The organism is Thiorhodovibrio litoralis, from assembly GCF_033954455.1.
Taxonomy (GTDB): domain Bacteria; phylum Pseudomonadota; class Gammaproteobacteria; order Chromatiales; family Chromatiaceae; genus Thiorhodovibrio; species Thiorhodovibrio litoralis.
The window spans coordinates 1,453,970-1,476,615 of record NZ_CP121473.1 but is presented as its reverse complement, the minus strand read 5'-3'; the positions used below and the strand labels follow the sequence as shown (position 1 = coordinate 1,476,615).

Below are 22,646 nucleotides of genomic sequence, written 5' to 3'. Positions count from 1 at the left end.
AGAGCAACGCTTAGGTTTCAGGCAGGCACGCACTCATACCATTACCCATAACTATCCCTGACGCTGCGGTAAGCCTCCAGCGCCATGACAAAATCGGGGATGCGCTGCAACCCAATCCAGAGCGTCTTCGGTCCCGGGAACCCATCGGATTTGCGGTTGAGAAAGCCGCCCAGGGAGGCGACCATGCGCACCATGGTATCGAGCGAGGGCGGCTGCTCGGGTGGCGCTTGTTTCTGGGTGACCAGATAGACCGCCTTCCATTCCTCCTCGGCAAAGACCGCATCGCAAGGCAACTCCGGGCACTCGCGCCCGAGCATGGTCAGGTACAGCACCCGCCACGCGATGATCATGTACAAAGCGAGCGCCGGCTCCAGGCGCTCGCGCGTCTCGAGCTGCAGCTCCTCGATGCGGCAGCCACTTTTTAAGATCCGGAAAAAAATTTCCACTTGCCACCTGCAAAGATACCAGGAGAGCGTCTCGATGGCCTCTTGGGCGCTCTGCACCGCCAGATTGGTCAGCAACAGCCAGTTGAGTGGCTCCTCGCCGGCGGGCGGATTGACCTCGGTGGCCAGCAAAGCCGTGACCGTGACATCGGGCAAGGTGCGATCCGGGCGCCAGGGTGCCTTCAGGGTCACGCGCACCACCTTGATCTCCTGCGTGACCTGGCGTGCTTTGGCCCCCTTGGTGGCGGGACGCTCGAAGGTGATCTCGGTGAGCACCGGGGCGGCGTCCAGGGCCTCATTGAGCTTTCTGCCATCGGCCAAGCAGCGGTCGCGATGCTGCACCCGTACCAGCCAATCGGCGCTGTTCTCGGGGATGGGCGCTTCAACAAACAGGTCGTAGATGTCGCCCTCGCGATCGGCAACATAGGTCAAGCGCGTGTCGCTCAGTTCCTCGGCCAGCGCATTGACGCGCGCGTAGCCATCGACCCAGCGCACGCTTTCTTTCTCCTCCAGTGGGCGGCGCGAGTCTTTGTCCTGGCCCAGGCTACCGGGCTCGCGCACAAAAGTGTGCAAATCCAGCAGCCCCAGCGCGAGGCGCTCGGGCGTGACCGCCAAGGTGGGATGGATGTACATCCCATAGCGGCTCTCAAAGTTCAGTGGCCCAAGACCGACAATGCCTTTTTTGGTTGTATAGTCCAGCTCGCTGGTATCTTGGATACACAGCACCCGCGGATGCTCGCGCAGACGTTCTTCGGTACAAGCAAAATGGGGTGCGAGGATCTGCTCGGCGGTGACCGTGGGATGATCGAAAAAGCGATAGGCGGCCCGGGTCTCATACCAACCGTTGCAAGCCCCGGGAATACTTTGTGTCGGCTTGGCGCCGAGGGTTTCAAGCACCTGTTGGGCGCGATGATTCAGGCGCTTGTCGCCCAGAGAGATGTCCTGCAGTTCAGAGGCCAGCGCGATCATGCCACCACCCCCAGGGCGGCGCGGAAGTCCGCCGCCAGCGGGTAGACATAGATCGCCTTGCGCGGCAGCGCGGCCCGATGGGTGCGGTCGCACTTGCCGCGCCCGGTGGTTTCGCCCAAGTCGTGCCAGTTGGCGGCACGGTAACAGGTCCCGGCAAAGCGTGGGGTCTCGACAAAGGTCTCCAGCAGCACCAGACGCTCGCCATAGCGGGCGGGAAAGTCGACACTGACTTGCCGCGCGGCCAAGGACAGCACCTTGGAGGCGAGGTGTTTGACCTGCACCCAGGGCAGGATGAGGAAGCGGGCGTTGTTGAGCACCCGTCCCAGGTGTGCTTGGCGCTGCGCGGGCGTCCAGCCAATCCAGCGGTCGCGGGCAGCGACTTTCCAGGCCGCCGCGCCAAAGCCGATGGCGCCGAGCAGACCGCCATCCCACTGGATCAGGTAGCGCAGCTGCGCACCAGGCAGGGGACTGTAGCCGAGGTAGTGGTAGCGCTCGATCAGGCCGTTCCATAATTGCGAGGCCCTTCGATCATCAACGCGCGCCAGGCGCAAGCCGCTGAGCGCGCGCAGCGGGACGGACACTGGGATCGGTTCGGGCCGGGACTCGGGGCGCGGGACGAAGCGCCGCCCATTGCCATTGCCGCAGGTCGGTGGCGGCAGCACAATGAGCCCGGCACGATGCAACCGCAGCAGTCCCACCCGGGCACTCATGAGCTTGGGGCGGCCTTGGATATCGGTCCACTCCAGCGCGCGGCACACCCGCCGAGCGATCTCCGCGCGCAGCGGCGGCTGCGCCAGCGCGATCTCCTGGCGAATGCGCGCTAAGTCGGTCTCGTTGAAAGGGCGCCCACATAAACGGCTTGGAATCGCTTGGTCCATGGTCTCCCGTCCCCTTGCTGAAGATGAAAGGGCATCTCAGCAGAACTCGGGAGCTGTGTCCAGCCCCGGACGACGCTGGGGCGGGGAGATATGGGTAATGGTATGGGCACGCACTAGATCAAATGATGTCTATAATTTGAGCCGCTCCTGCAGCCCGAGATCCATGAAGGAAGCGCTGATCTATTCGCCTCGCCGCGTATGAATCGCTAATACAGCACTAATTGTGTCCGACGATAGCGCACCTTGCGATGGCCAAAGAGGTTCTTGATGACATGAAAGGGATGCTCGACGCGGGCGCGCAAGGATGCCTTCTGCTGCTCGATGGCTTTGATCTGCTCTTTGATCGGGCCGTCTTCGAGGGCTTTGACGCGTCCGCACTTGGCGGCGATCTGCCAGCGGATCTTGCGCTTGTTCAGTTCATCGCGCTTGTCACCACCGATGTAGCCGGCGTCGGCAAAGACGGTGGTCTCTTGGCCATGGAGGAGCTTGTCGGTGGCACTGACATCGGCGACATTGGCCGCAGTGCAATGAACGCTGTGCACCGCGCCGCTGAACAGGTCGGCGCCGATATGGGCTTTCATGCCGAAGTGCCACTGGTTGCCTTTCTTGGTCTGATGCATCTCGGGATCGCGCGCCTTGCTGGCGTTCTTGGTCGAGGAAGGGGCGGCCACAATGGTGGCGTCAACCATGGTGCCTTCGTTCATCATCAGCCCGCGCTGGCTCAAGTGGGCGTTGACCCGCTCGAGCAGGCGCCCGCCGAGGTCGTTGGCTTCGAGCAGCCGGCGGAACTTCGGCAAGAGGGTGGCGTCGGGGACCCCGGCGTTAAGCAGATCGATGCCCAGGAAACCGCGAAAGGACTGGCTGTCATAGACCGTGTCTTCCAAGGCTTCGTCGGCGAGGTTGAACCATTGCTGCAGGAAATACAGCCGCAGCATGCGCTCCAGCGGCACCGGCGGGCGCCCACGGCCACGGTTGTGCTCCTGATAGTCGTGTGGCCCCAACTCCTTGAGCAGCTGCGCCCAAGGGACGACTTTCTCCATCTCGGCTAGAAAGCGATCCCGGCGGGTGACTTTCTTCTTGTGCTGATACTCGAGTTGGCCGAACGTCAGTTGCTGCTGCATCGGGGGACTCTCCAGGACGGGACGGGTCAACAGGAGGAATTTTACCGCTCCGGCCGTGACGGTGCAGGGAATAAATCAGCGTCTCCCTAACTGCTGCCCCATCGCAGACAACTGTAATTCAATCTGAGTAAGACGATTACCGTGCTCAACCTGAGTTCTGCGGATAGCCCGCAAATGTTCAAGGACGAGCCTCTCGACTTTATCATTCATATTGGAGTTTATTAAACTCAGTATGCTTTACGACCAAACCGGAAAAGACGCCGGCGCCAAGAAATAACTAGCAGGATTGCCAACGCGCGAACATTTCTTCGAAGCCTTTTTGCAAAGCGCGGGCCAGGCTTAGACCATCGCCTAACTCGCTCTCGCGCATCTGCACGCGTTGGGTATTGCGAATCTGCTGGCGGTGTTTCTTATCATGCGCCAGGGCGGTCACGATTTCCACGAATTCATCGACGTCGCGCGCGATCCACTCAGTGCGCCCGAGACCGGTAAGGATGGAGGCGGCCTGGCGACCGGCGAGCTGTTCGCCAAGTAGGGTAACCAGCGGGGACCCCATCCAGAGGGCATCACAGGCGGTGGTGGCGCTGTTAATGGGTATGGTATCCAGAGCAATGTCGACATGATTGTAGAGCGCCATGTGCTCAGCCCAGGAAGGCGTCCGGCTAAAGAAGCTCACCCGTTCGCGCGCAATGCCGTGCTGGCGCAGGGTCTCGAGGATGCGTGCCTGCACCAGGGGATCATCGGCCTTACGGTCCTTGAGCAGCAAGCGTGACTCGGGCAGTGCCTGGAGGACGCGCGCCCAAAGTGCCAAGCTTTGCCCGCGGACCTTGGAGAGGTTGTTGAAACTGCCGATCCATAGGCGCCCGACCGGGTCGGGCTGCCAGCTCGGAGCTGGTGTCTGTCTCATGGGGTCGTAGGCGTAGCGGGTACGCGGCAGACGCCAGATTTGTTCAACAAAGTGACCGTTGTGCTCGGGGGGGATCAGGACCTCATCGCCAATGAAGTAATCCATGGTGCTGAGCCCGGTGCTGGCGAAGTAACCAATGTAATGACATTGAACCGGCGCGACGCGACGGGCGAGGATGCCGAGGCGGTTGCCTGCGGTATGGCCACTGGTTTCGATCAAAATATCAAGACGGTCGGCGCGCAGGCGCTCGGCGGCCTGGTCGTCGCTCAGGCCCACCAGCGAGGTCCAGTGCGGGGCACGGCGCTCGAAATCAATCGCGTGCGTATCCTCGTAGAGCTTGACTGGATACAGATACAGGTCGATGCGATTCGGATTGAGTTGCCACAGCCAGGAATTGAGAAAACAGGCCACCACATGGGCGCCCAGCTCGGCGGAAAGGATGCCGACACGCAACGGGCGTCCGGCTGCGGGAGCGCGGTGGAAGCGATGCCGTTCAGCCTGGAGGCGACGGTCATCATCAAGCACGGCACGGTTCCACTTCCGTGCTTCACGGCATATGGCTTCGCCGCTGCAGCGCGCGGCGTAGGCGAGAAGATAAAGCAGATTGCCGTAGGCCAGGGCGTGGCACGGGTCGAGCGCCAGGGCGCGGCGTGAGGCGATTTCGGCTTCTTCGGTGCGATCAAGGGCAGCCAGCACCACCGCGAGCTTGGCATGAGCCATCACATCCTCGGGATTGAGCGCAATGGCACGCCGCAGGACGGGCTCGGCATCCTTTGGCCGACCCTGCTCCATCAGCAAGGCTCCGAGGTTCGAATAGGCTTCGCCATTGTCCGGCGCGCGCGCGATTACCTGCCGATACAGGGTTTCTGCTTCGGCGTGGCGCCCGGCGTCTTTGAAGACATTAGCCAGGTTGTTGACGGGCTCGATTAAGCCCGGGGCCAGTGTAATGACGCGCCGACAGACCGCCTCGGCCTCGGCGAAACGGTCCAGTTCGCGTAGCACGCTGCCGAGATTGACATAGGCGGCAATAAAGTCGGGATTACACTGGAGCGCCCGCCGCAGGGCCGCCTCGGCCTCGTTAAAGCGCTTGAGTTTTTTCAGCATGACGCCGAGGTTGGAGTGGGCCGAGGCACTGTTGGGATTCAATCGCGCGGCCTGTTCAGCGGCACCAGCAGCGGCCTCGAAGTCACCCGCGCGGTAGTGGCTTTCAGCCAGTAGCGTCCAACCGAAAGGATGCTCTGGGTGTTGTTCGGTAAAGGCGGCGGCGATGGCGACCGCTTGCTCGGGAGGTGATTGATCGCAGCGGCTGGCGAGAGTTTCCGTGTCAGGCGCGGTGGAGTCCATTTGGTTCCTTGTACTTGGTCTCGGCAGATTACCGCGAACGGAAAGGGGCGTGCAGCGACGCAGCTGAAAGCGCGCTATTGCGAATGCCATCTTGATGCGTTTGCTTGCCCGGTCTGTGCTTGTTGATTCAGTCGGATAGGAGTGGCTCCTATTGCTTCTTAAGATAGACCATGCTGAGCGACTCCGCTGGCCAAGTGGCTGCGGCGGCTCCATTCCAGTCGCGCTCGCGCTCGCGAGCCTTGGCGAGAATGCTCCAGCCGGTGGGGCAATCAGGCCATTGGGTGAGGTAGTGCTCGGCGGCGGTTTGGAGCTGCTGTTGGTCGCCTTAGTGGAAGAGCGCGCGCAGCGCGGCCAGCGCTTCGGTTTGGTCAGGAGCCATCTGTTCGTGCGCTCATTGCTTGGTGAGCACGACGGCGGACAGATCGCGGCGGGCTTCCAGGTGCTCGCCCGGGGTGTCAAGCCGGGGTGGCTGTCGTGCTTGGCGTGGCGCCGCCGGTTGCTCTGGCAGCGATGTGGGCTTCAGCGTTTTGGCTTTTGACTTTTCATGCACCATTTGGGCTTGGCTGTCGCGCAGCGCGCTCAGGGGGTGATTAAGACATCGGCCAGCTTGAGGATGACGCCAAGAATTGCCAGACCAACGTCAGATAAACCCGACGGACTCAGGCTTGAGGCGTGTTGGCATCACGCAGCGCTTTGACCGCGTCCTGCGTTAAGCCGGAGGCGGCTGCTATCTGCTCGTCTGTCAATAACTTCATGGTCATCAAATTGCGCGCGACCTCTTCGCGGCCGTTCCGCAGTCCCTGCTCCAATCCCTGCTGCAATCCTTCCCGCTTGGCTTCATTCAGGAAAGAGACCTCGTCATGCAAGGCGCGCTCGCGCACGAAGGCGAGGCGGCGGGCTTCTTCGTCGGCGCTGAGCTCGCGGATGCGGCTCATGGCTTGCTTGACGGGTTCATGGGCAACGGTGGCCATGGTGAGCTCCTCCTGCCTTCATCAGCCCCATCTGGTGAAGCATCAAGCTGAGCAACCGTCGCGCAAAAGGCGCTTGATGGCGGGAGACGGTGACCAGGCGGCGCTCGCCGCGAAAGCACGGACGCTCCCATTGGGAATGGGCCGTGCCCGGCTGCCGCTCCAATTGATACCCCAAGCGCATCAGCAGCCGTTCCAACTCGCGCCATTCGGCGGGTCGTTCCCTGACGCCCATGCGGCGCGCTCACACACAGCCAACCGGGTCGCGATGGTGTTCCGCCCACTGTCGCGCAGGGGCAGCACCGAGTCGGCGCACATGCGAGCCGAGCCACGCCAGCCAGTAGCGCAGTTGCAGACCCCAGGGCGATGCGCGTCGCAGCAAGCGCCGAGCGCCCTGCCGATCACCAGCGCGGTTGATGGCCGCGATCCGACTGAGGTAATCGTCGATAGCGGCATGCAGGCGCTCGCGCACATCGGTGGCTGAATCGCCCTGCACACCTAACCCCAGGTCGATGCAATAGGCCAGATAGAGTGCGCCCTCCTGTTCGATGAGGCAGCGCAAGCGCAGTGGTTTGTCTTCCATTGCTCCCCCAGAAATGTTCATGTTGCCAACGCCACGGGCGGCGATTCTAACCCACCCCCTCCACCCGCTGGCTGCCGCAATCAAGCAGCACCCGGGGCGCGGAGTTCCTGATAGTCTTCACCAGCGCTGAACTGTCCGCCGAGAGTGCGCGCCAGATAGAACAAGCCGCGCCCGTGCCAGGCGCCCTGTTCGGCTCGGTTGAAAAAAATCGAGCCTGGAACCTTCTATGAGGCGTGCTCTGTCAAGCCCTTTTGAAAGCCTTGTCCGATTCAGTACCGTCTAGCAAATCAGAACGTTACAGTCGTTCCCGCATTGCATGAGCGCGCAAATCGGCCGATCCGCCGCGCTTCTCTCTCCCCGAAGGGGCGGGCGTGGTTCATCGAAACGCTCGCGCATGGCAAGGCCGTCGGGCGCTGTTCAGAGGCTTGCAAATCGCGTGATCACTCACCTTGAATCGTCACAGATGCATTGGATCTCCTTGGCGATGGCGGCCGTTTAGTCAGCGCGTTTTGCTCGGTGTCATGGGCATGGCGAGCGTTGTGACAGCCATGGGTTGTCTCGGTTTGAAAGCCGACGGATTCTGTGCGAATCCGCTCCACCTTCTATCCGTGCCGGGAAGCCCGGTCACCTGAAATTGCATGCGATGTTCGCCGCTGAAACCGATTAAAAAGGAAAGCGCCCCTTCTTTTAAAACGGCATGACCAGGGGTCAGCCCAGGTTCCAGTCGGGCGCTTTCGACAACCTTGACCGTGATCCGTCGCGTTGCTCTCTCCTCGGGCGTTGGCGCTGTGCTTGGCCGTTGGGGGTAACTGGATGTCTTCCGCGGGCGGCGGGCCTTAGCCGGCTTTGAGCACCGCGCCGTCTGGGATCTCGCCCTGTTCGAGATAGCGCCACAAGGCGATGAGCAGCTTGCGCGCCAGGGCGACGATGCCGATGCGACGCATGCGTTTGCCGCCGGTGGCAAAGCGCTCGCGGTACCAGCGGCTCAGGGCGCTGTCAGGCTGATAGCGCAACCACAGCCAGGACAGTTCAACCATGAGCGCGCGGATGCGCCGGTTGCCGGCCTTGCTGATGCCTTGGTCGCGCTGATCATCACCGCTCGCATAGGGCGTGGGGGTGAGCCCGGCACAGGCGGCCAGCTGCTGGCGATTGCGAAAGCCGCGCCAGCTGAAGAATTCCATGACCAAGATCCAGCTCGAAACCCAGCCGATGCCTTTGAGCTCGAGCATGCGTGCGACTTGCTGGTGGGAGACGTCGGTGGCTTGCTCGACGCGGCGCTTTTGTTCTTGCTCGATGGCGCGGATTTGCTCATCAGCCAAGCAATAGCGCTGGTATTCGCGGCGGATCTCTTCTTTGAGGTCGGCGCCAAGGGGCTCGCCGGTGGCGGTGCACAAGTGATCGAGAGTATCGATGACGGTGTCGTTGAGACGCTCGATGACGAGACCCTGGGCGATGAAGAGCGATTTGATTCGGGAGCTGTGGGCGCCACGTTCGCGGATCAGTCGCTCGCGCTCGCGGTTCAGCCGCATCCGATCCTCGGCCCCGGCACTGGGGACGTTCACCACCGCGAGGGCTTTTTTCTCTCCGCCAAGATACCGCATGAGCTGCACCAGCAGCGCTTCGACGTCGACCCGGTCGGTCTTCACGCGCCGCTTCTTGCGGTTGACCTGAATGCTGGCCGAGTCGACCACGCGGCTGTGAATCCCCCAGGATTCCAATGTACGATGAATCCAGAATCCATCCCGGCCGGCTTCGTAAACGCTTTCAATGACACAATCCGCGCTGAGTCCAAGCTTCCCCTTGGCGATCTCGATCTGCTCGTGCAAGGCGGGAAGATCGCGCGCTTCGATGGTCTTGATGCGGATCTTCTCGCCGTTGCTGAAGCCCAGCTTCCAGGTTTTGTTGCTCAGCTCAAGGGCCAGATAGAGGGTGGTCTTCGGCGTTTGGACAGCGGCAGTGGTCATGTTCGGTCTCCTCGTGGCTCGGGGTTAATGTCGAGGCTTAGACTTGGATGGCCTACATAGTTTCTTTAATTCAAGAAGCCCCGGGTTGTCTTGCTGCGCTGCAACTGCCTGCGCGCCTTGGTTACGATTTCAGCATGGCGGCATCAGCCGATTCGATCCGCGGGGGCGGGCTGTGCGTTTTGACCAGGTTTCCCATCCTCTACCGCGAGGAATACGCCTTGCCACACGACGGCAAAGGGGCTGGCGCCTTGTGCGCTGTGCTCGACCTCGACGGGCGTCCGCTGCGGGCTTGCTCCATCCATCTTGACGCAAATTGGTCGGAGTTGCGCGCTGCGGATGGACAGTTTCACCTGACCAGCATGGAGCTGGCGCAGCTCGCTTGGGCGGAGTTCTTCGGCCAGACCTCTCGGCGCCTCGCCGTAAAAGCTTTAATTTGGCAGTTGCGGGGCGAAAGACAGATGCCGACGCTGCTCGGCGGCGATTTTAATACCCTCCCCTGGTCTTCCACCATCCGAACCATCAGTCGCTCATTGCGCGACACGGCCTGGTTGACCAAGACCTACCTGCGGGGAACCTATCACGACCTCTCCGAATCGTTCCAGCCCCGCATCGATTATCTGTTTGTTTCCCGTAATGTACAGGCGTGGCAAACGCAGGTGGTCTCTTGCCGGACCGGAGATCATTATCCCGTGCGAACCGAGTTGCGATTGTGACCGTTACTGGCTACTATTTCTCCCTGAGCAACACCAACGCCCACATCTCGTCTGTGCCTAATCCCCAAAATCGCCGCAAAAGACCGCTACGGGGGACTGTTTGATGCTTCCACACCTGCGCAAATACGCCAATTTGTTGCGAACGCCGGCTTGCTGGTCGGCGCTGCGACACGGCGTAGCCGCCACTTTGGAGCACGATGCAGCGCTTGGGCAAGAGCACTTCGCGACTGTCATCGACGTCGGCGCCAACAAGGGTCAATTCGCCGTTTATGCCCGGTTGCGCTGGCCGCGGGCGCGGCTGATCTGTTTCGAGCCACTGCCAGCGCCGCGCGCTAGGTTGGCGCGGGTCACCCGTGGCCAAGCAGAAATCCACAGCTTCGCCCTTGGTTCCGCGCCCGGCGAGGGCGAGATGCACATTGCCACCCGTGTTGATTCATCCTCGTTGCTCGCTTTAGGTGATCGGCAAAAGGCCATCTTTGGCATGGAGGAGTCCAGTCTGCTGCACGTGCCCATCCAACGACTCGACGCCTGTGTCAGCTTACCCGTGGCACGGCCGAGTTTGCTCAAGATCGATGTCCAGGGCTTTGAGTTGGAAGTGCTCAAGGGCGCCACCGCGCTGCTGCCAGAGATCGACACCATCTATGTGGGGGCATCGGACGTGGAGCTTTACCAGGGCCAAGCCCTCCATGCCGAAATCGAAGACTTTTTGGTCGCGGCCGGCTTTCGCGTGGCGGGGCACTTCAATGCGCAGTTTGAGCAAGGCGAGCGCGTTCAGGCCGATTGGTTGTTTCGTCGGATGTGACCAGCTCGGGAGCATCACCCTGCCATGAACGCCTTTTGATCGATGAAGCCACGACAGCACCCCCATCAGCAACGGCGAGGGCCGACCCACGACAGCGGCTACAAACTTCTTTTCGCCCACGCCGCCATGGTCCGCGACCTGCTCCGCGGCTTCGTCCCCGGCGGGAGGCCACCCGACACCTGCTCCTCCGCCAAGTCCGCCGCCGCTTTGGCCCAGCCATCGCCGAGCAGAGCGCGCCCCTGCTCGCGCGGATCGTCGATCTCCAACAATCGGAAGAACTCGGTGACCACGTGTTGCTCAGCGCGGACGGCGCGGCCTGGCTCCAAGTTCTCCGCCAAGCCAATGTCTAGCCCAACACGCGGGATAAGAATCGCCGCTCATGCTCCTGAACCACCCAAAGCGCCGTGATCCGCTTGGACCTTCCCAGCATGCCAGAGTCATTGGCAACGCCCAACGAGGCGCCCCTCGACCAACGGGATCAAAACATGGCCGCCATGCTGCGCGAAGTCTTCCGAGAGACTGACGAGAGTGGCTACGGCAACCGCGGTGCCGGTGCTTGGACGTACAATGGGGAAACTGAACCCGCGATCCCCCCCATTTGTCCTTCCGTTGATTGCTCAGGACAAGGAAGAGCGAAGGTATGGTGCTCTGCCCGCGTCTCAGGAGAACTCAAAAATAATTCCACCCTGGCCCCTATTCCTTCTCTCCACATCTCTCAATGCTCACCAAGTCTACGGTTTCTCTCTGAAGAGTCGCAACATAGTCGTAATATCAAATGCCAACACTGATCGATAGTCAAATTGCGCTTCGTTCAAATCTGATGCGTAAGGGGATCGCGTTCGGGCTTCAAGCACCTCGGGCGCTCAAACGTTGGGGCGCGACAGAAGAAGACTATCGCCGTTACCCACCAATTGTCGTCGACTCTATCCCCAAGAGCGGCACACATTTGTTGATGCAAGTGGCGCGCTCTCTGCCCGATACGCACTACTTCGGAAGCTTCGTTGCTTGGTCGTCGTCCTTGACTCTCAAGAAACGCAGCGACCAAGCTATGCTAAGGCGTCTGTCTCGTATTGCTCCGGGCGAGGTCGTTGGCGCACACCTCCATTATTCACCAGCGGTCAAGGAGCAACTGCATCGGCTCAATGCCGTGCATTGGCTTATCATCCGTGATCCGGTCGACGTCTTGCTATCCGAGGCGCATTATCTGCGCTCCATGAACCGATTTCATCGGATGGCGCGGGAATTTCGATCGCTGAGCCAGCAAGAAAGTATCGAACGCGCGCTGTTGGGATCGCGCGTTCACCATCCCCTGTATCCAAGTTTTGAAGACCGGATGCGTCCTTATCTCGACTGGCTTCAAGATGAGGATTGCCTGATCGTGCGTTACGAGCACTTGCGGGAAGCCGACCCCTGCGAGATTGAGGTCAGGCGCTTGGTTCGCGGTTGGCTCCACGCTGCTGACAGGGATGAATCCATACTCGACCAACTCACGCATAGTGCGATGACCGCGCTTGATCCGAAAAAATCACATACATTTAGTCGTCGACTAAGAAACAGTGAAGCGGAACAACGCGAACAGCTCTTGCGGAACAGCCCTATCCGTCAACTCCGCACCGCCCTCGGGTACGACCAGGATGCGGTACGTGATCGGGCGAAAAAGGAGACGGCTGATACATGACGACTTTACATATAAAGAACTTGATTGAGAGGCTTTTGTTCACCCTGTCCTACCACGCCTTAACCTAGCCGCCGAAGTTCCCCATAGCGGATACTCCGGATCGCGTCAGCGAATGAAAAAGAAATAGCCCATCATGAAGGACGGATTCAAATCAAAACTGAGTGGGACGGCGCTTGTTATGATTGTCCCGCTGCCTCCGCCGGTAAACGGACAAGCATGGAGCTCGCAAATGGTGCTTGAAGAGGTGCAGCAGTGTGGAGCGAGACCGTGGGTGGTGCGTTTGCGTCCGAACACGAGTAAAGTGCGAGGCTTGCTTGGCCATGCGGAGAAGGCAGCACGTATTCTTTGGGGAGCATTAGTCCTGTTGGCGAACACTGGCCGCCGCGACCGCAGACTCTATCTTACTGCCGACGGCGGCTTAGGGAGCATTTTTACAACCACATTAATCGCCTTGGCGGTCGCGACCGGCCATCGTATTTTCTTGCATCATCATACGTTCAGCTATCTCGACAAGCCAAATCAAGTATATCGGTATGCCTTTCGCCTTGCACGTAATTCGATCTCGCATATTTTCCTCTGCAATACGATGCGGGATCGATTCACGGAGACCTACAGCGCTCCGATGATGAGTTGGATCGTATCGAATGCGGCCAACGCCGATACGGGCGATAAGAATCCAGTCAGAGACTGTTCCGATCCGGCGGCACACATAGAGGTCGGACTTCTTAGTAATTTATCGCGGGAAAAAGGACTTGATGATGCCATCAACCTACTGCGCATGGCACGGGCAGCAGACCTGCCAGTGCGATTGCGGTTGGCTGGTCCGGCCGCAAATACTAAAGCAGCGAAGACGATCGCGGCCGCGAAGGCTGAGTTTGGTCACGACCTCGAGTGGCTTGGTCCCGTCTATGCAGCTGATAAGGTGGCCTTCTATCAGTCGCTCGACGCTTTCCTGTTTCCGACGCACTATCCCTTCGAAGCACAACCCTACGTACTGTACGAGGCAGCTGGATATGGCCTCCCAACAATCGCTTACGGTCGTGCCTGTATTCCGAGTGATCTCGATGCCTTGCATGGTTTCTCCGTCCCCGTAGGAGACGACTTTTCTAGGCATGCGCTACCGATCATTAGAGCTTGGGCAAATGATCGCCGATTATTAACTGCCGCACGAGACAAGGTTAGACCTGCCGCCGCCCTTCGGCGCAGCGATGCCCGCAAGGCGTTCAAACGCGTTGTCGCAGAGTTTATCCGATATTGAACCGGCACAGAGCGTAACGTTCAAGTCAATCGACCAGATTACCGCCAGTACGCTCTGCTTTTTTAATAGAATTCCACGAACATACCATGGGAGTTGCGACCATCGAACGACACTCGTCTTCCTTAAGGAGAATTTTTTGCTCATATCAGAATCACAAGGATCGCGCAGAGGCAGTGCATTGGATTGACTCGTGACAGACGCAGTTGACGTCGTTCGGATCGATCTGCCGGCTGCCTGAAAAACCTTTGACTGAAACTCTGATTAGGCCGAAATATTCAGAAGTCGCGCGAACCATGCTCGTTTGAATCAATACCCCAAAACGGCGGCATCGCATGGTCGAGCAGAGTCGGCGTTCCGCGTGCGAACGCGAAACCCGGCTGCAAATCATCGAACAGTCCAACAAATAACATCCCTGCCTCCTTAACCGTTTTAATTCGAGATCAAAGTGGTCAGAAACACCCAATTAATCCACCATTTTCGAAACCCTAGGCTTGTTTCTCCGCACATGAAAAACGGAGATTGCCAAGAAACAACCCAAACAATGCGCGCAAGCTTCTCCGATCATTAGACCTGGAATCCCCCACTCGGCAACTAAACGCCATCCAATAAAAAGCGCGATCACCGACGAAAGTACCCCAAGTATTGCTGTTGAGCCGAACCAACCCAAAGCCATCATCGCGCGCAGGAATACTAAATAAAGACCAGTCGTCACGATAAGTGGTGCAAGTGCGATTATCGCACCTAGTGGTTCGTCAAAACTATTTGGCAATATTTTTGTAGCAGCTAATGGAAACGAAAACGCCACAAGAAAGCCAATTAAAGCCAGCCCTATTGTAAAGCGTTGGTTAATGAGAGCTGTGATCCAGCGCCCTTTGGACTGGCAGTCCATGCGCTGTACTAGGGCGGGAAATTCTGCCCGCAAACTAAAACCTATGACCTGAGTAGCGGCTGCTATAACCTGCCGCGCATAAACAAAGACCCCCGCCTGGCTAGCTCCAAGCGTGCTCCCAACAAGAAAAATTTGCGTGCGAGATATCAACTGGGAGGGTAGCAAAAATAGAATTTGTGATATCCCTTCTTTAAGGACAAGAATAAGGGTTTCCCTTCGCCAACCAACAAATGTTAACGGCAGATTAAATCTACTCAATGCAATCCATTGTGCAGCGCAACTCAAAAAGGTACCGATGCTCAGCGCACAACCAAGCAGTAACCCATAATCACGTTCAGAGTCCACGAATAACCCCGTCGGTATAAAGAGTGCGCTGATTAGATACGGAAACGAAGCAGTTACCCCGGCAACTCCACTCGCCTTTACTCCATCAAGCAACCCAGCGGGGTTGAATATCCAAATCAAATAGGCTGGCATGGCACCGATAACGTAGAAGTAGGAAAACCCTTTCTCTTGATAACCCAAATATAAGATGAACGCCACCACCAAGAGTGCCGCAACGCCAGCCCGCACGACACACATTGTCCAAAAGTAGCGTGATATCTCGAACGGATTTTCCGCACCCTCAATCCTAGATAAAGTGTACCTAGCAATCGTTACAACCCCTCCAAAATCCACAATCTGCAAGCACAGAATCGAAACTGCGAAGTGAAAACCGAAAATGCCGAGTAACGCAGTATCACCCATGAACACTAAATAACTTTGGGCGACGAATAAAGAACCTTGACCAAGACCGAAGCCCGCTAGCAAGAGCGCCATATTTTTCTGTGATTGAATTTTCACCTAGCCCGTCCACGCTGAGCAATAATGCCGAGAGAGAGCATAACGATTGGGTTCGCAAAAAAGAAATTCGATGCTGGCCAACCGTATGCTAACTGCCCCAACCCAATACTAACCGCAAAAATATATAAGTTACTCGGACATTTTTTACTGATCAGAGAAAAAAACAAAGCCCGGAGGTATACAGCGACCAAAGCTGCAAGAGTCAATACACCAAGATATCCATGCCGAAGTAAGAATGCAGAATGCAAAAAGTGAATATTATGCACTTCATCTGATAAAAGGGAACTCTTTGACTCTCCGCCAAATGCATTTCTCATTACTTCCGATGCCGCCAAAGCACCCGACATATCGACTGTCTTACCAAATCCATAACCAAGAAAACGTTCAATTCCGGACAAATCATTGACAAGTTTGTTTACATGCTCCGCTTCCCAAATGCGCTGGTAGGTTGATGGATGATAGCTAATAGGGTCCCCTTGCAAAATAAGAAGACCTTCGCGTATATTCCTAGACAAGTTTAGGTGATCAGCGTTAATAAATTGAGCACCAAAAACTACAGCGCCAGATCCCAGAATAAAGATAAAGATTGGAAGGTATTTTTTTTTCATTAGAAAATAAATAAAAATGAAAACTAAAAAAGAAAGCAAAGTGGCACGTGTCAAATTGACAGAAAATGAGAATCCGCCTAACGCGCCGAGCAGCCCTAAAACTGATGCCAGCTTGAGTTTACGGGTTGCTCCGTTTATTGCTACTAAAAAAAACATTGCCAAGACCAAGAAAGTGACACTCGTATCAGAGGAAAATACAAAATAACTTAACAAAAGCACACCAATTTCCCGATAACCGATACAGGGCCAGCAAATCTCGACGAGTGGAATGTTTTTTGTCAGAAAATACATCGCTAGAAATGATAGGCTATAGGCTGTATATGCAGCCACATAAAGCAGATTTCCGCCTCTCAAGATACCGATTAGCACTGCCGCTCCCATCAAAATCAACCAAAAAATAATTAAATAATCGATTCCGGACTGGCCAAGAATCACCTTAGGCCGAAAGTAGCGGAAGCCGACCGCGTAAAAGGCAAACAAAAACATTAAGACCAGACCGTTTTCAATGGGTATGGAATAGCGGGTAATTTGCAATAAATCACGAACAAAAAAAGCCGCGAAAGTGAAAGCGAGTATGAGGTAGATCGTTGTACTGATCGCGTACCTCTCTAAAAAGTATTCTCGAAGTGTCATACTTGCGCTTATGTTCAAAATTGGGCGGAATATGAAATAAGTCTGTTGGTTCTTGTAACCTGGCACCGGAACGCCGTGATGTGAAGAAAAACGTATTTCGCACGCAAGCAATTTAAGACGTTGCGTCTCGACCTCATTAGATCGATTGGCAGGATAGGCGGCGGCGCAGTTCGTGCCACAAATTCGCCGCGATAGCGCCGACTACGCATCAATTTTGACAAAAAAATTTTCGAAGTTCGGCGCATAGATTGTGCAGGACGGAAAAATTATGTAGCAAAATGAATTGAACTATGCGGTCTCGACCAAATTTCTCTTTGAAGAGGCGAGGGCGACTCGAAACAGCGGGAGCCCCGAAGGCATTGACTTTATAATTTTCTGCATTCGCCTATTTCGTTTTACCGGAGCTCAGAGAATGCTGTTATTTCGCCTAAGGAAATTTTCAAATTGCCGAAGCCGAGTGGCAAGCCACGACAGCTAAGCCGTATGAGTTTGGCAAGCAACATTGCTCTCTTAACTCTGGTCAGAAAGAAGACTTCGTTTTGACCGGAGCAGCATATACATGAATGGAGTTATATTTCAGTAATCTCGGTAATGGCATAACAAGGTCAAAAAGTCTTCTCCAACGATACCCGTACTGAACCGTTGCGTACTCTGACTCGACTACCGCCATTCCGTACCTGCTCAACAGATGGGTTAGTGTCTGCAAACAAAACCAGCAAGTATGTTCGGGGTTTGGCCCGGCGCGACCAAGAAAAAGTGCTTTCAATGTGAATCTCCAATACCAAGGGTTTGGGGTAACAATGACAAATCTGCCGGACTCTTCTAGGTGTCTCGAAACACACCACAGCATACGACCGGGATTTGAAAGATGTTCAATTAGATCACCAGCGACTATTACCTCGAATTTTTCCCCGAGATTGAACTGCTCTGCATCTCCGTGGATGACATGATAGCCCCGTCGCTTTAGAACTTCCACGCCCTCTTCGTACAGATCCAGGCCGATCACAGACAGGGCATTATCGGCGATTGCTTTATGTAGCCAGTAAGGGTTGCTATGATTGTTCGGATTATGTTGAACACACCCCAGGTCTAATACGCGTTTATTCTTTGTGTATTTCCTGACAAATGCAATTTTTGGGTCTTTTAAGGCTATCCCTTTGCCCTTTGGATGAGCCCTTCCGCGGTCTCCAAGAAGGTAATCTTTGTCGCCCATATCCAATCTCCACATAGATGTTATCGCGAGGGAATCCGCCGAAAGTGATAGCAGCAATCGCTTCGAGCCGGTAAGATCACTTAGAGCTTTAAAACGGGGCTAATTGTTTTGACTACTGATTTTTAGACTTTCCGGCGCTGGCAGTTTCTCGCTTTGGTGTTCGATTGTAACCATGTAGAGCGGATCGCCGTTCAACTCGACCTCGTACGCACCGTTTGACTTTGGAACCAGGGATTTCTCCGCTCCCAAGATATCAATGAGCCTTGCAGTGCTCGCCGAACTCTCGACTGATAACACACTAGTCTCCCCAGCGCTCCATAACACACGCACGACTTCATTTTCATTACGGAAAGTGAACCCCCGCTGACTCTCGGTTAAGCCACTCATCGGTGCTACAAACTCGGCTCCTGTAAGTACGCCAGTCATAGTGTTAAAGGCAGAATAAGCCGGTCGGGGAGTATTATCGTGTCGAAGAATAGCGAACGCTGAATATACACTGCCCTCCTCCCCTGAGTAGTCCCACTGCATGTGCCATGTCAATAGTCGAATATCTTCTGATAATGCATATATGTAGCTCTTGACTAAGTTCCGCGCCTGCTCTCTCTCCGTATAAGGAGGCGTGCTATAACCTTTCTCAGTAATCCAAATTGCGTTTTCCTTTAGCCCGTGTTTATCCATCATGGATCGAAGCCGTCGCAGGTTATCAACGAACTTCAGGTCCGGATCTTCTCCGTAGGCGTGAATCAGAACATCATCTATGTACTTGCTACCCTCGAGCTCGAAAAACTCTTCCAGGAAATCCCACTCAAAGGAATAGGGGCAGGGGCCTAAGACAACTGTATCGGTTGCGATACGTTTTATCGCAGCATAAGTCACTTCATGAAGCTTAACCACGCTTTCAATGGACCCCATCCAGGAAGCGTATGGCACTGGTTCGTTCCAAACCTCGAAATGTTTGACCCCGCCTTGATAGGCACCTCGGGCAATAAACTCGACGAACTTACCGTACTCTTCCCAATCGGTGGGTGGCCATTTCTGCCAGTCCGGTCGGTTAGGCTCGCTGCTAAGCCACTTTGGCATGGCAGAGAAGTAGAATGTCCAGGCAACCCGAGCGTCAGGCTTGGGCTCGTAAACGCCGGGTTTTTCTCGCCGAACAACGTACTGCCCGTCGATCCGCTCGACATCGCTGCCCGGCAAACCCATGCGACTCCATCTAGCGCCTACATCCCACACTCCACCTCCGCTCCAGAGACCGAATATCGAGCGGCCATTCGTCTCCTGCTCTACTGAGGATTGCGGGCGCAGCCATGCGGCCGCGCGCTCCGCACGATATCTGGGTTTGCGGTCGATGCTAAGGACTGCATCAATGTCGACGTAATTTGGCTGGCGTCCGGTGAGAACCACTTGTATTGGGCTAGTCTCGCCATCTTCTGCAGATGTTTCAAACGTAAGCTTTCTCTCAAGCAATTGCTCTCCCCAATAGTCGTTAGCCGTTAATTCCACAGTGCAGCTATCTCCGGGAGGCAGGTCTGACACGCGAATAGAAAGTTTGAGATCGTCCCCAGGCTCTAGACGCCATCCTTGGGAGTCAACACCAATTGAGACAGATGGTCCGGAATAGGGCGCAGGTTCCGTGTAGATAGCGAGTTGATCAAGTAAGAAAGCGACATCTGCCTCAGTATCCGCCCGGACCTCCAGGCGAAGTTTTCGAAGCTCTTCGCGGTTCAGTCGATTGTCTACGTCCGGAGGACTTTCAAAACTCCAAGTCCATGAAGAAAACGGAAGCTTAACTAAATTCTAGCCGCTGACTAGCGCGAGAAGGTCATCGGCCTTCATCCAGTATTCCGCGCCACCTTTCTCGGTTAGCACAGCAGTGACGTTTGGCGCTACCGTTCCGGTACTCGTAATCCAAAACGACAGTCCATCCCACTCTTCCCAATCAGTATCACTAAGACTCCAATCAAGTAAAACAGAGTTTCGACCGGGGACTTCGGTAGGTTGAACCTCCACTACCAGACTTGCCTCGCCATCTTTAGCTTGGTTAGCAGTTCGGCTTATGCTCGGCTCGACTTCTCCATGAGTCCAGACTCCGAATTCGTGCAAGTCCGCCTCGAAGGAATCGATGATCTCAATGTCAGAAGTTAACTCCTGGATCGGACCGGTATCAGCAGACAACTGATTAAAGAGAAAGCATTGCGAAACGATAATAAGAAAAATACTGTAGACCTTTTGCATAGTAATCGCTGCGATTATTATTTCGTGTAGAGGTTGGTTATTTTCCAATACGAGAGAATCCGTTGTTCCTCGCGGAGAAGGTTCTTAAAAGAATAGCCTGGCTGCGGCAACAATTGTTTCCGCGCATCCGGCAACGGGTCGGTCAGGTCGAGGAAAAGGAAACCATTATAAAAACAGGAAGATACGATGCTCGGATTCCGGGGACAGTTCACCTAATTGGAACACCGGGGTCAGGTTTTCCATTGCAACGCGCCCGCACGTTTCGCCAACGGGCGGCGAAGGGTGGTATTGAGCGAAGCGACCAAGCAGGATTCGATCATCTAAAGCGCCTCGCCAGCCTGTCACAATGCTGCCTGCACGATCTCTTCATGAATGCGTAGCCGTGTTCTCGCATCGATTCCAAAGGTTGGCGTATCGCGTCGATCAAACCACCCGGGTTGGCCTCCAGCAAGACCCTCACCCTTCCCAGTGTGCGCAGCCCATAAATATCCCGCGCGATCTTCCGTCCCTTGCGATCATCGATCAAGACTTGGTCAATGCGCAAGGCTTGGGCCAACTGGATGACCGCCGCTGGACTCAGAACATGGCCAAACAACGGACCAAACAGAGGAAGCAGCCCGACCCGCTCCAACGCAATCAATGGCTCTGTATTGCAAACGATCCCACGCATCATCGTGTCGCCGGGCCATCGAGCCCCATGAGTTCGATCTCGATTTCAGTCTCATCCCAGCCTACACTCGCGCCCCCCCCAGCGAGGACATTCGAGGAGAAACGCGGCACGCGACAGATTGGCCCATGCCGCCGCTCGCCCAGATGTCAAGCGCCCGGACTCGAACAACTTGACCGCAAGCGCCATGCGCGCATCGCGCTCGAACTCCAGTGGCGACAGATTCAATACCGCTGGGAGCGAGTCAGGATAATCAATATTTAAGGAGTTCATACAGAGAAGAGTCCAGGGTCGAATGACTTTTTGCCAAGCAATATCGAGTCAGACCACGGTTTGTGCTGCGATTTGATGGTTTATCGGCGATCCACTCAATGCAAGACCTCATCAAGACTGCGGGCGTCAAGGATACGGTCAGTCCATTCCAGCAGGGTATCAGCGTCGGCTTGGGTGATCCGCCTGCGGATCGGCTCGCTGGGTGGGCCGAACTTGCGCTCGATTAAGCGCAGAAGTGTCTTGGCTTGACCACGTTGTTCACCAAGGTGTTTTCCTTGTTCAATGTAGCGGTCGATCCAGGTTTCCATCAGCGGTTCTCCGGGAAAGGTCTGTTTTAGGAGGACGCGTGCTTGTTGTTCATCAAGGCGCCCTGTTCCTTGGACATAGTAGCGCAGCAGGGATTCAAGAATCATGAGCGCGGTCTGGTCGCGGCTGACTTTGGTGATCAAGTGCAGGAGTTCCTCAAACCGGGCGCTGGGTCGGTCGCTGTAGATGTGGCGGAGCGCAAGCTGGATTAGCCGGGTGAGCACCTCGCCTTTGATTTCGGTGGTGCTTCTGGCCGAGATGTCGTGCAACGCGTAGCCGAACTGAGGCACGAAGGGCTTCAGCGCCTCGGGCAGTGGGTTGATCAGGTCGTGGAAGCACGCGGGGGCGCGCCATCGCGTCTGGCCGTGGTAGAGCACCAAGGGATAAATGGGCGGGAGCGTCTTTGCATCAGGGTTCTGATTTTTATACAACTCGCCGCTGGCAACAATATAGCGCAGCAGTTGCAACAGCACCCAATGGTCGGAGCGGCTCTTGTGCTCGAACAGCAGATAGACCGACAGGGTGCTGTCGCGATAGGGAATCTGGTAGATCAGGTCGGAGTAGATTTTGCGCAGCGCCTCGGTGACGAAGGTGTCGGGCGAGATGACCAGCCGCTCCAGATCGAGATCGGCGAGCAGCACCGGCGGCAGGACGTGGCGCAGAAAGTCGCGCGCAACCGACGGCCGCACGAAGTTCTCGCGGAAGAAACAGTCGTGCGGGGTCGGAGTGCTAGTCATGCCGCCTCCCCTGCGCGCGATTGGCTGTGGATTGCGCTTGGGTCGAGCGGGTTAGTGATCACCGCATCATAGGCGCGCAGCGCGGCCACGCGACCGGCGTGGCGCTCGACATAGGCGCGACCATTCGCGCCTAAGCGGGCGCGCTCGGCGGGATTGGCGAGCAGGCGCTCGACGGCATCAGCGAAGGCGGTCGGGTCATTGGGCGGGCAGGTGACGAAGGCATCGGAGGCGGCGCGCAGTTGATCGAGCGGCGAGTCGGGCACGGCGGGGTTCTGCGGCACCAGATGGATGTGGCCCTCGGCCAAGCCTTCGGCGAGGCGCTCTGCCGGGCACAGCGGCTCGAAGCGCAGGTTGCTCAAGGCCTGGGCAGCGGCCTGCTGCTGCAGCGTCTCGCGGTCGTTTCCGTCGCCACGGATGATCACCGTCGCCTGCACTTGGCGCTGTTGCAGCCGTGCGGCGAGGTCAATGAGCTGATCCAGCCCCTGTTTGCGGCCGATGTTGCCGCTGTAGAGCATCGGGGTGCTGACGCACCGGCGGCGCGCTACCGGCCTTCTCGGTCCAGTCGTCAAGCGAGACGAGCTGTACCCTGGCCGCGGCGGTGAGGTTTTCACCGG

At 56.6% G+C, this 22,646-nt stretch carries 21 protein-coding genes and 1 pseudogene; 6 read left to right on the top strand and 16 right to left on the bottom strand.

From position 1 onward, the window contains the following. Positions 1–41: 41 nt before the first annotated feature. From Thiosp_RS06490 to Thiosp_RS06475, 4 genes and pseudogenes are all read right to left on the bottom strand, one after another. Complete coding sequence (locus Thiosp_RS06490) at positions 42–1,412, bottom strand: IS4 family transposase (RefSeq protein ID WP_323696488.1); 1,371 nt, start codon at positions 1,410–1,412, stop codon at positions 42–44. Further along, entirely contained in the window at positions 1,409–2,290 is an 882-nt protein-coding gene (locus Thiosp_RS06485; RefSeq protein WP_323696489.1) for a DUF4338 domain-containing protein, read from the bottom strand. The genes Thiosp_RS06490 and Thiosp_RS06485 overlap by 4 nt, the downstream gene beginning before the upstream one ends. A 230-nt stretch (positions 2,291–2,520) precedes the next feature. Continuing rightward, a pseudogene (locus Thiosp_RS06480) lies at positions 2,521–3,411 on the bottom strand (IS5 family transposase); the annotation flags it as partial. Between the two features lie 277 nt (positions 3,412–3,688). Then, positions 3,689–5,662 carry an O-linked N-acetylglucosamine transferase, SPINDLY family protein gene (locus Thiosp_RS06475; RefSeq protein ID WP_201068664.1) on the bottom strand — a complete coding sequence of 658 codons (1,974 nt, stop codon included), beginning with the start codon at positions 5,660–5,662 and terminating at the stop codon, positions 3,689–3,691. A 151-nt stretch (positions 5,663–5,813) separates the two neighbouring features. Here Thiosp_RS06475 and Thiosp_RS06470 point away from each other — a divergent pair, with 151 nt between their 5' ends. Beyond that, complete coding sequence (locus Thiosp_RS06470) at positions 5,814–6,200, top strand: hypothetical protein (protein WP_201068665.1); 387 nt, start codon at positions 5,814–5,816, stop codon at positions 6,198–6,200. Between the two features lie 121 nt (positions 6,201–6,321). Here the strand turns inward: Thiosp_RS06470 and Thiosp_RS06465 are convergent, their stop codons facing one another. The 4 genes from Thiosp_RS06465 to Thiosp_RS06455 form a co-directional block, all read right to left on the bottom strand. Next, the gene (locus Thiosp_RS06465; RefSeq protein ID WP_242518895.1) at positions 6,322–6,633 is read right to left on the bottom strand and encodes a hypothetical protein; all 312 of its coding nucleotides are present in this window, start codon (positions 6,631–6,633) and stop codon (positions 6,322–6,324) included. Beyond that, entirely contained in the window at positions 6,614–6,814 is a 201-nt protein-coding gene (locus Thiosp_RS24665) for a hypothetical protein (RefSeq protein WP_407702788.1), read from the bottom strand. Before Thiosp_RS24665 ends, Thiosp_RS06465 begins: the two co-directional genes overlap by 20 nt. A 60-nt stretch (positions 6,815–6,874) precedes the next feature. After that, entirely contained in the window at positions 6,875–7,213 is a 339-nt protein-coding gene (locus tag Thiosp_RS06460) for a hypothetical protein (protein WP_201068667.1), read from the bottom strand. A gap of 836 nt (positions 7,214–8,049) precedes the next feature. Beyond that, positions 8,050–9,177 (bottom strand): IS110 family RNA-guided transposase, encoded by a 1,128-nt coding sequence (locus Thiosp_RS06455; protein WP_201068759.1) that lies wholly within the window; start codon positions 9,175–9,177, stop codon positions 8,050–8,052. A gap of 134 nt (positions 9,178–9,311) precedes the next feature. Here Thiosp_RS06455 and Thiosp_RS06450 point away from each other — a divergent pair, with 134 nt between their 5' ends. From Thiosp_RS06450 to Thiosp_RS06435, 4 genes are all read left to right on the top strand, one after another. Beyond that, the gene (locus tag Thiosp_RS06450) at positions 9,312–9,890 is read left to right on the top strand and encodes an endonuclease/exonuclease/phosphatase family protein (RefSeq protein ID WP_323696926.1); all 579 of its coding nucleotides are present in this window, start codon (positions 9,312–9,314) and stop codon (positions 9,888–9,890) included. Positions 9,891–9,993: 103 nt separating this feature from the next. Next, a complete protein-coding gene (locus Thiosp_RS06445; protein WP_323696925.1) occupies positions 9,994–10,692 on the top strand; it encodes an FkbM family methyltransferase in 699 nt (232 codons plus the stop codon). A 775-nt stretch (positions 10,693–11,467) separates the two neighbouring features. After that, positions 11,468–12,370, top strand: a complete 903-nt coding sequence (locus Thiosp_RS06440) for a sulfotransferase domain-containing protein (RefSeq protein ID WP_323696924.1) — start codon at positions 11,468–11,470, stop codon at positions 12,368–12,370. Positions 12,371–12,503: 133 nt separating this feature from the next. Further along, the gene (locus Thiosp_RS06435; protein ID WP_323696923.1) at positions 12,504–13,628 is read left to right on the top strand and encodes a glycosyltransferase family 4 protein; all 1,125 of its coding nucleotides are present in this window, start codon (positions 12,504–12,506) and stop codon (positions 13,626–13,628) included. A gap of 463 nt (positions 13,629–14,091) precedes the next feature. Here Thiosp_RS06435 and Thiosp_RS06430 read toward each other — a convergent pair whose 3' ends face one another. The 5 genes from Thiosp_RS06430 to Thiosp_RS06410 form a co-directional block, all read right to left on the bottom strand. Continuing rightward, positions 14,092–15,360 (bottom strand): lipopolysaccharide biosynthesis protein, encoded by a 1,269-nt coding sequence (locus Thiosp_RS06430; protein WP_323696922.1) that lies wholly within the window; start codon positions 15,358–15,360, stop codon positions 14,092–14,094. Next, positions 15,357–16,601, bottom strand: a complete 1,245-nt coding sequence (locus tag Thiosp_RS06425) for a hypothetical protein (protein ID WP_323696921.1) — start codon at positions 16,599–16,601, stop codon at positions 15,357–15,359. Before Thiosp_RS06425 ends, Thiosp_RS06430 begins: the two co-directional genes overlap by 4 nt. Positions 16,602–17,121: 520 nt before the next feature. Continuing rightward, a complete protein-coding gene (locus Thiosp_RS06420) occupies positions 17,122–17,814 on the bottom strand; it encodes a class I SAM-dependent methyltransferase (RefSeq protein WP_323696920.1) in 693 nt (230 codons plus the stop codon). Positions 17,815–17,913: 99 nt separating this feature from the next. Continuing rightward, entirely contained in the window at positions 17,914–19,317 is a 1,404-nt protein-coding gene (locus Thiosp_RS06415; protein WP_323696919.1) for a hypothetical protein, read from the bottom strand. A gap of 294 nt (positions 19,318–19,611) precedes the next feature. Next, positions 19,612–20,049, bottom strand: coding sequence for a carbohydrate binding domain-containing protein (locus Thiosp_RS06410; protein ID WP_323696918.1), 438 nt, complete (start codon positions 20,047–20,049; stop codon positions 19,612–19,614). Between the two features lie 62 nt (positions 20,050–20,111). Between Thiosp_RS06410 and Thiosp_RS06405 the strand changes: the two genes are divergently transcribed. Further along, a complete protein-coding gene (locus Thiosp_RS06405) occupies positions 20,112–20,429 on the top strand; it encodes a hypothetical protein (protein ID WP_323696917.1) in 318 nt (105 codons plus the stop codon). 341 nt (positions 20,430–20,770) lie between these two features. Here Thiosp_RS06405 and Thiosp_RS24660 read toward each other — a convergent pair whose 3' ends face one another. From Thiosp_RS24660 to Thiosp_RS06395, 3 genes are all read right to left on the bottom strand, one after another. Further along, positions 20,771–20,905 (bottom strand): UPF0175 family protein, encoded by a 135-nt coding sequence (locus Thiosp_RS24660; RefSeq protein ID WP_407702787.1) that lies wholly within the window; start codon positions 20,903–20,905, stop codon positions 20,771–20,773. A 179-nt stretch (positions 20,906–21,084) separates the two neighbouring features. Beyond that, entirely contained in the window at positions 21,085–22,032 is a 948-nt protein-coding gene (locus Thiosp_RS06400) for an Rpn family recombination-promoting nuclease/putative transposase (protein ID WP_323696916.1), read from the bottom strand. After that, a complete protein-coding gene (locus Thiosp_RS06395) occupies positions 22,029–22,547 on the bottom strand; it encodes a glycosyltransferase (RefSeq protein ID WP_323696915.1) in 519 nt (172 codons plus the stop codon). Before Thiosp_RS06395 ends, Thiosp_RS06400 begins: the two co-directional genes overlap by 4 nt. Positions 22,548–22,646: the final 99 nt, after the last annotated feature.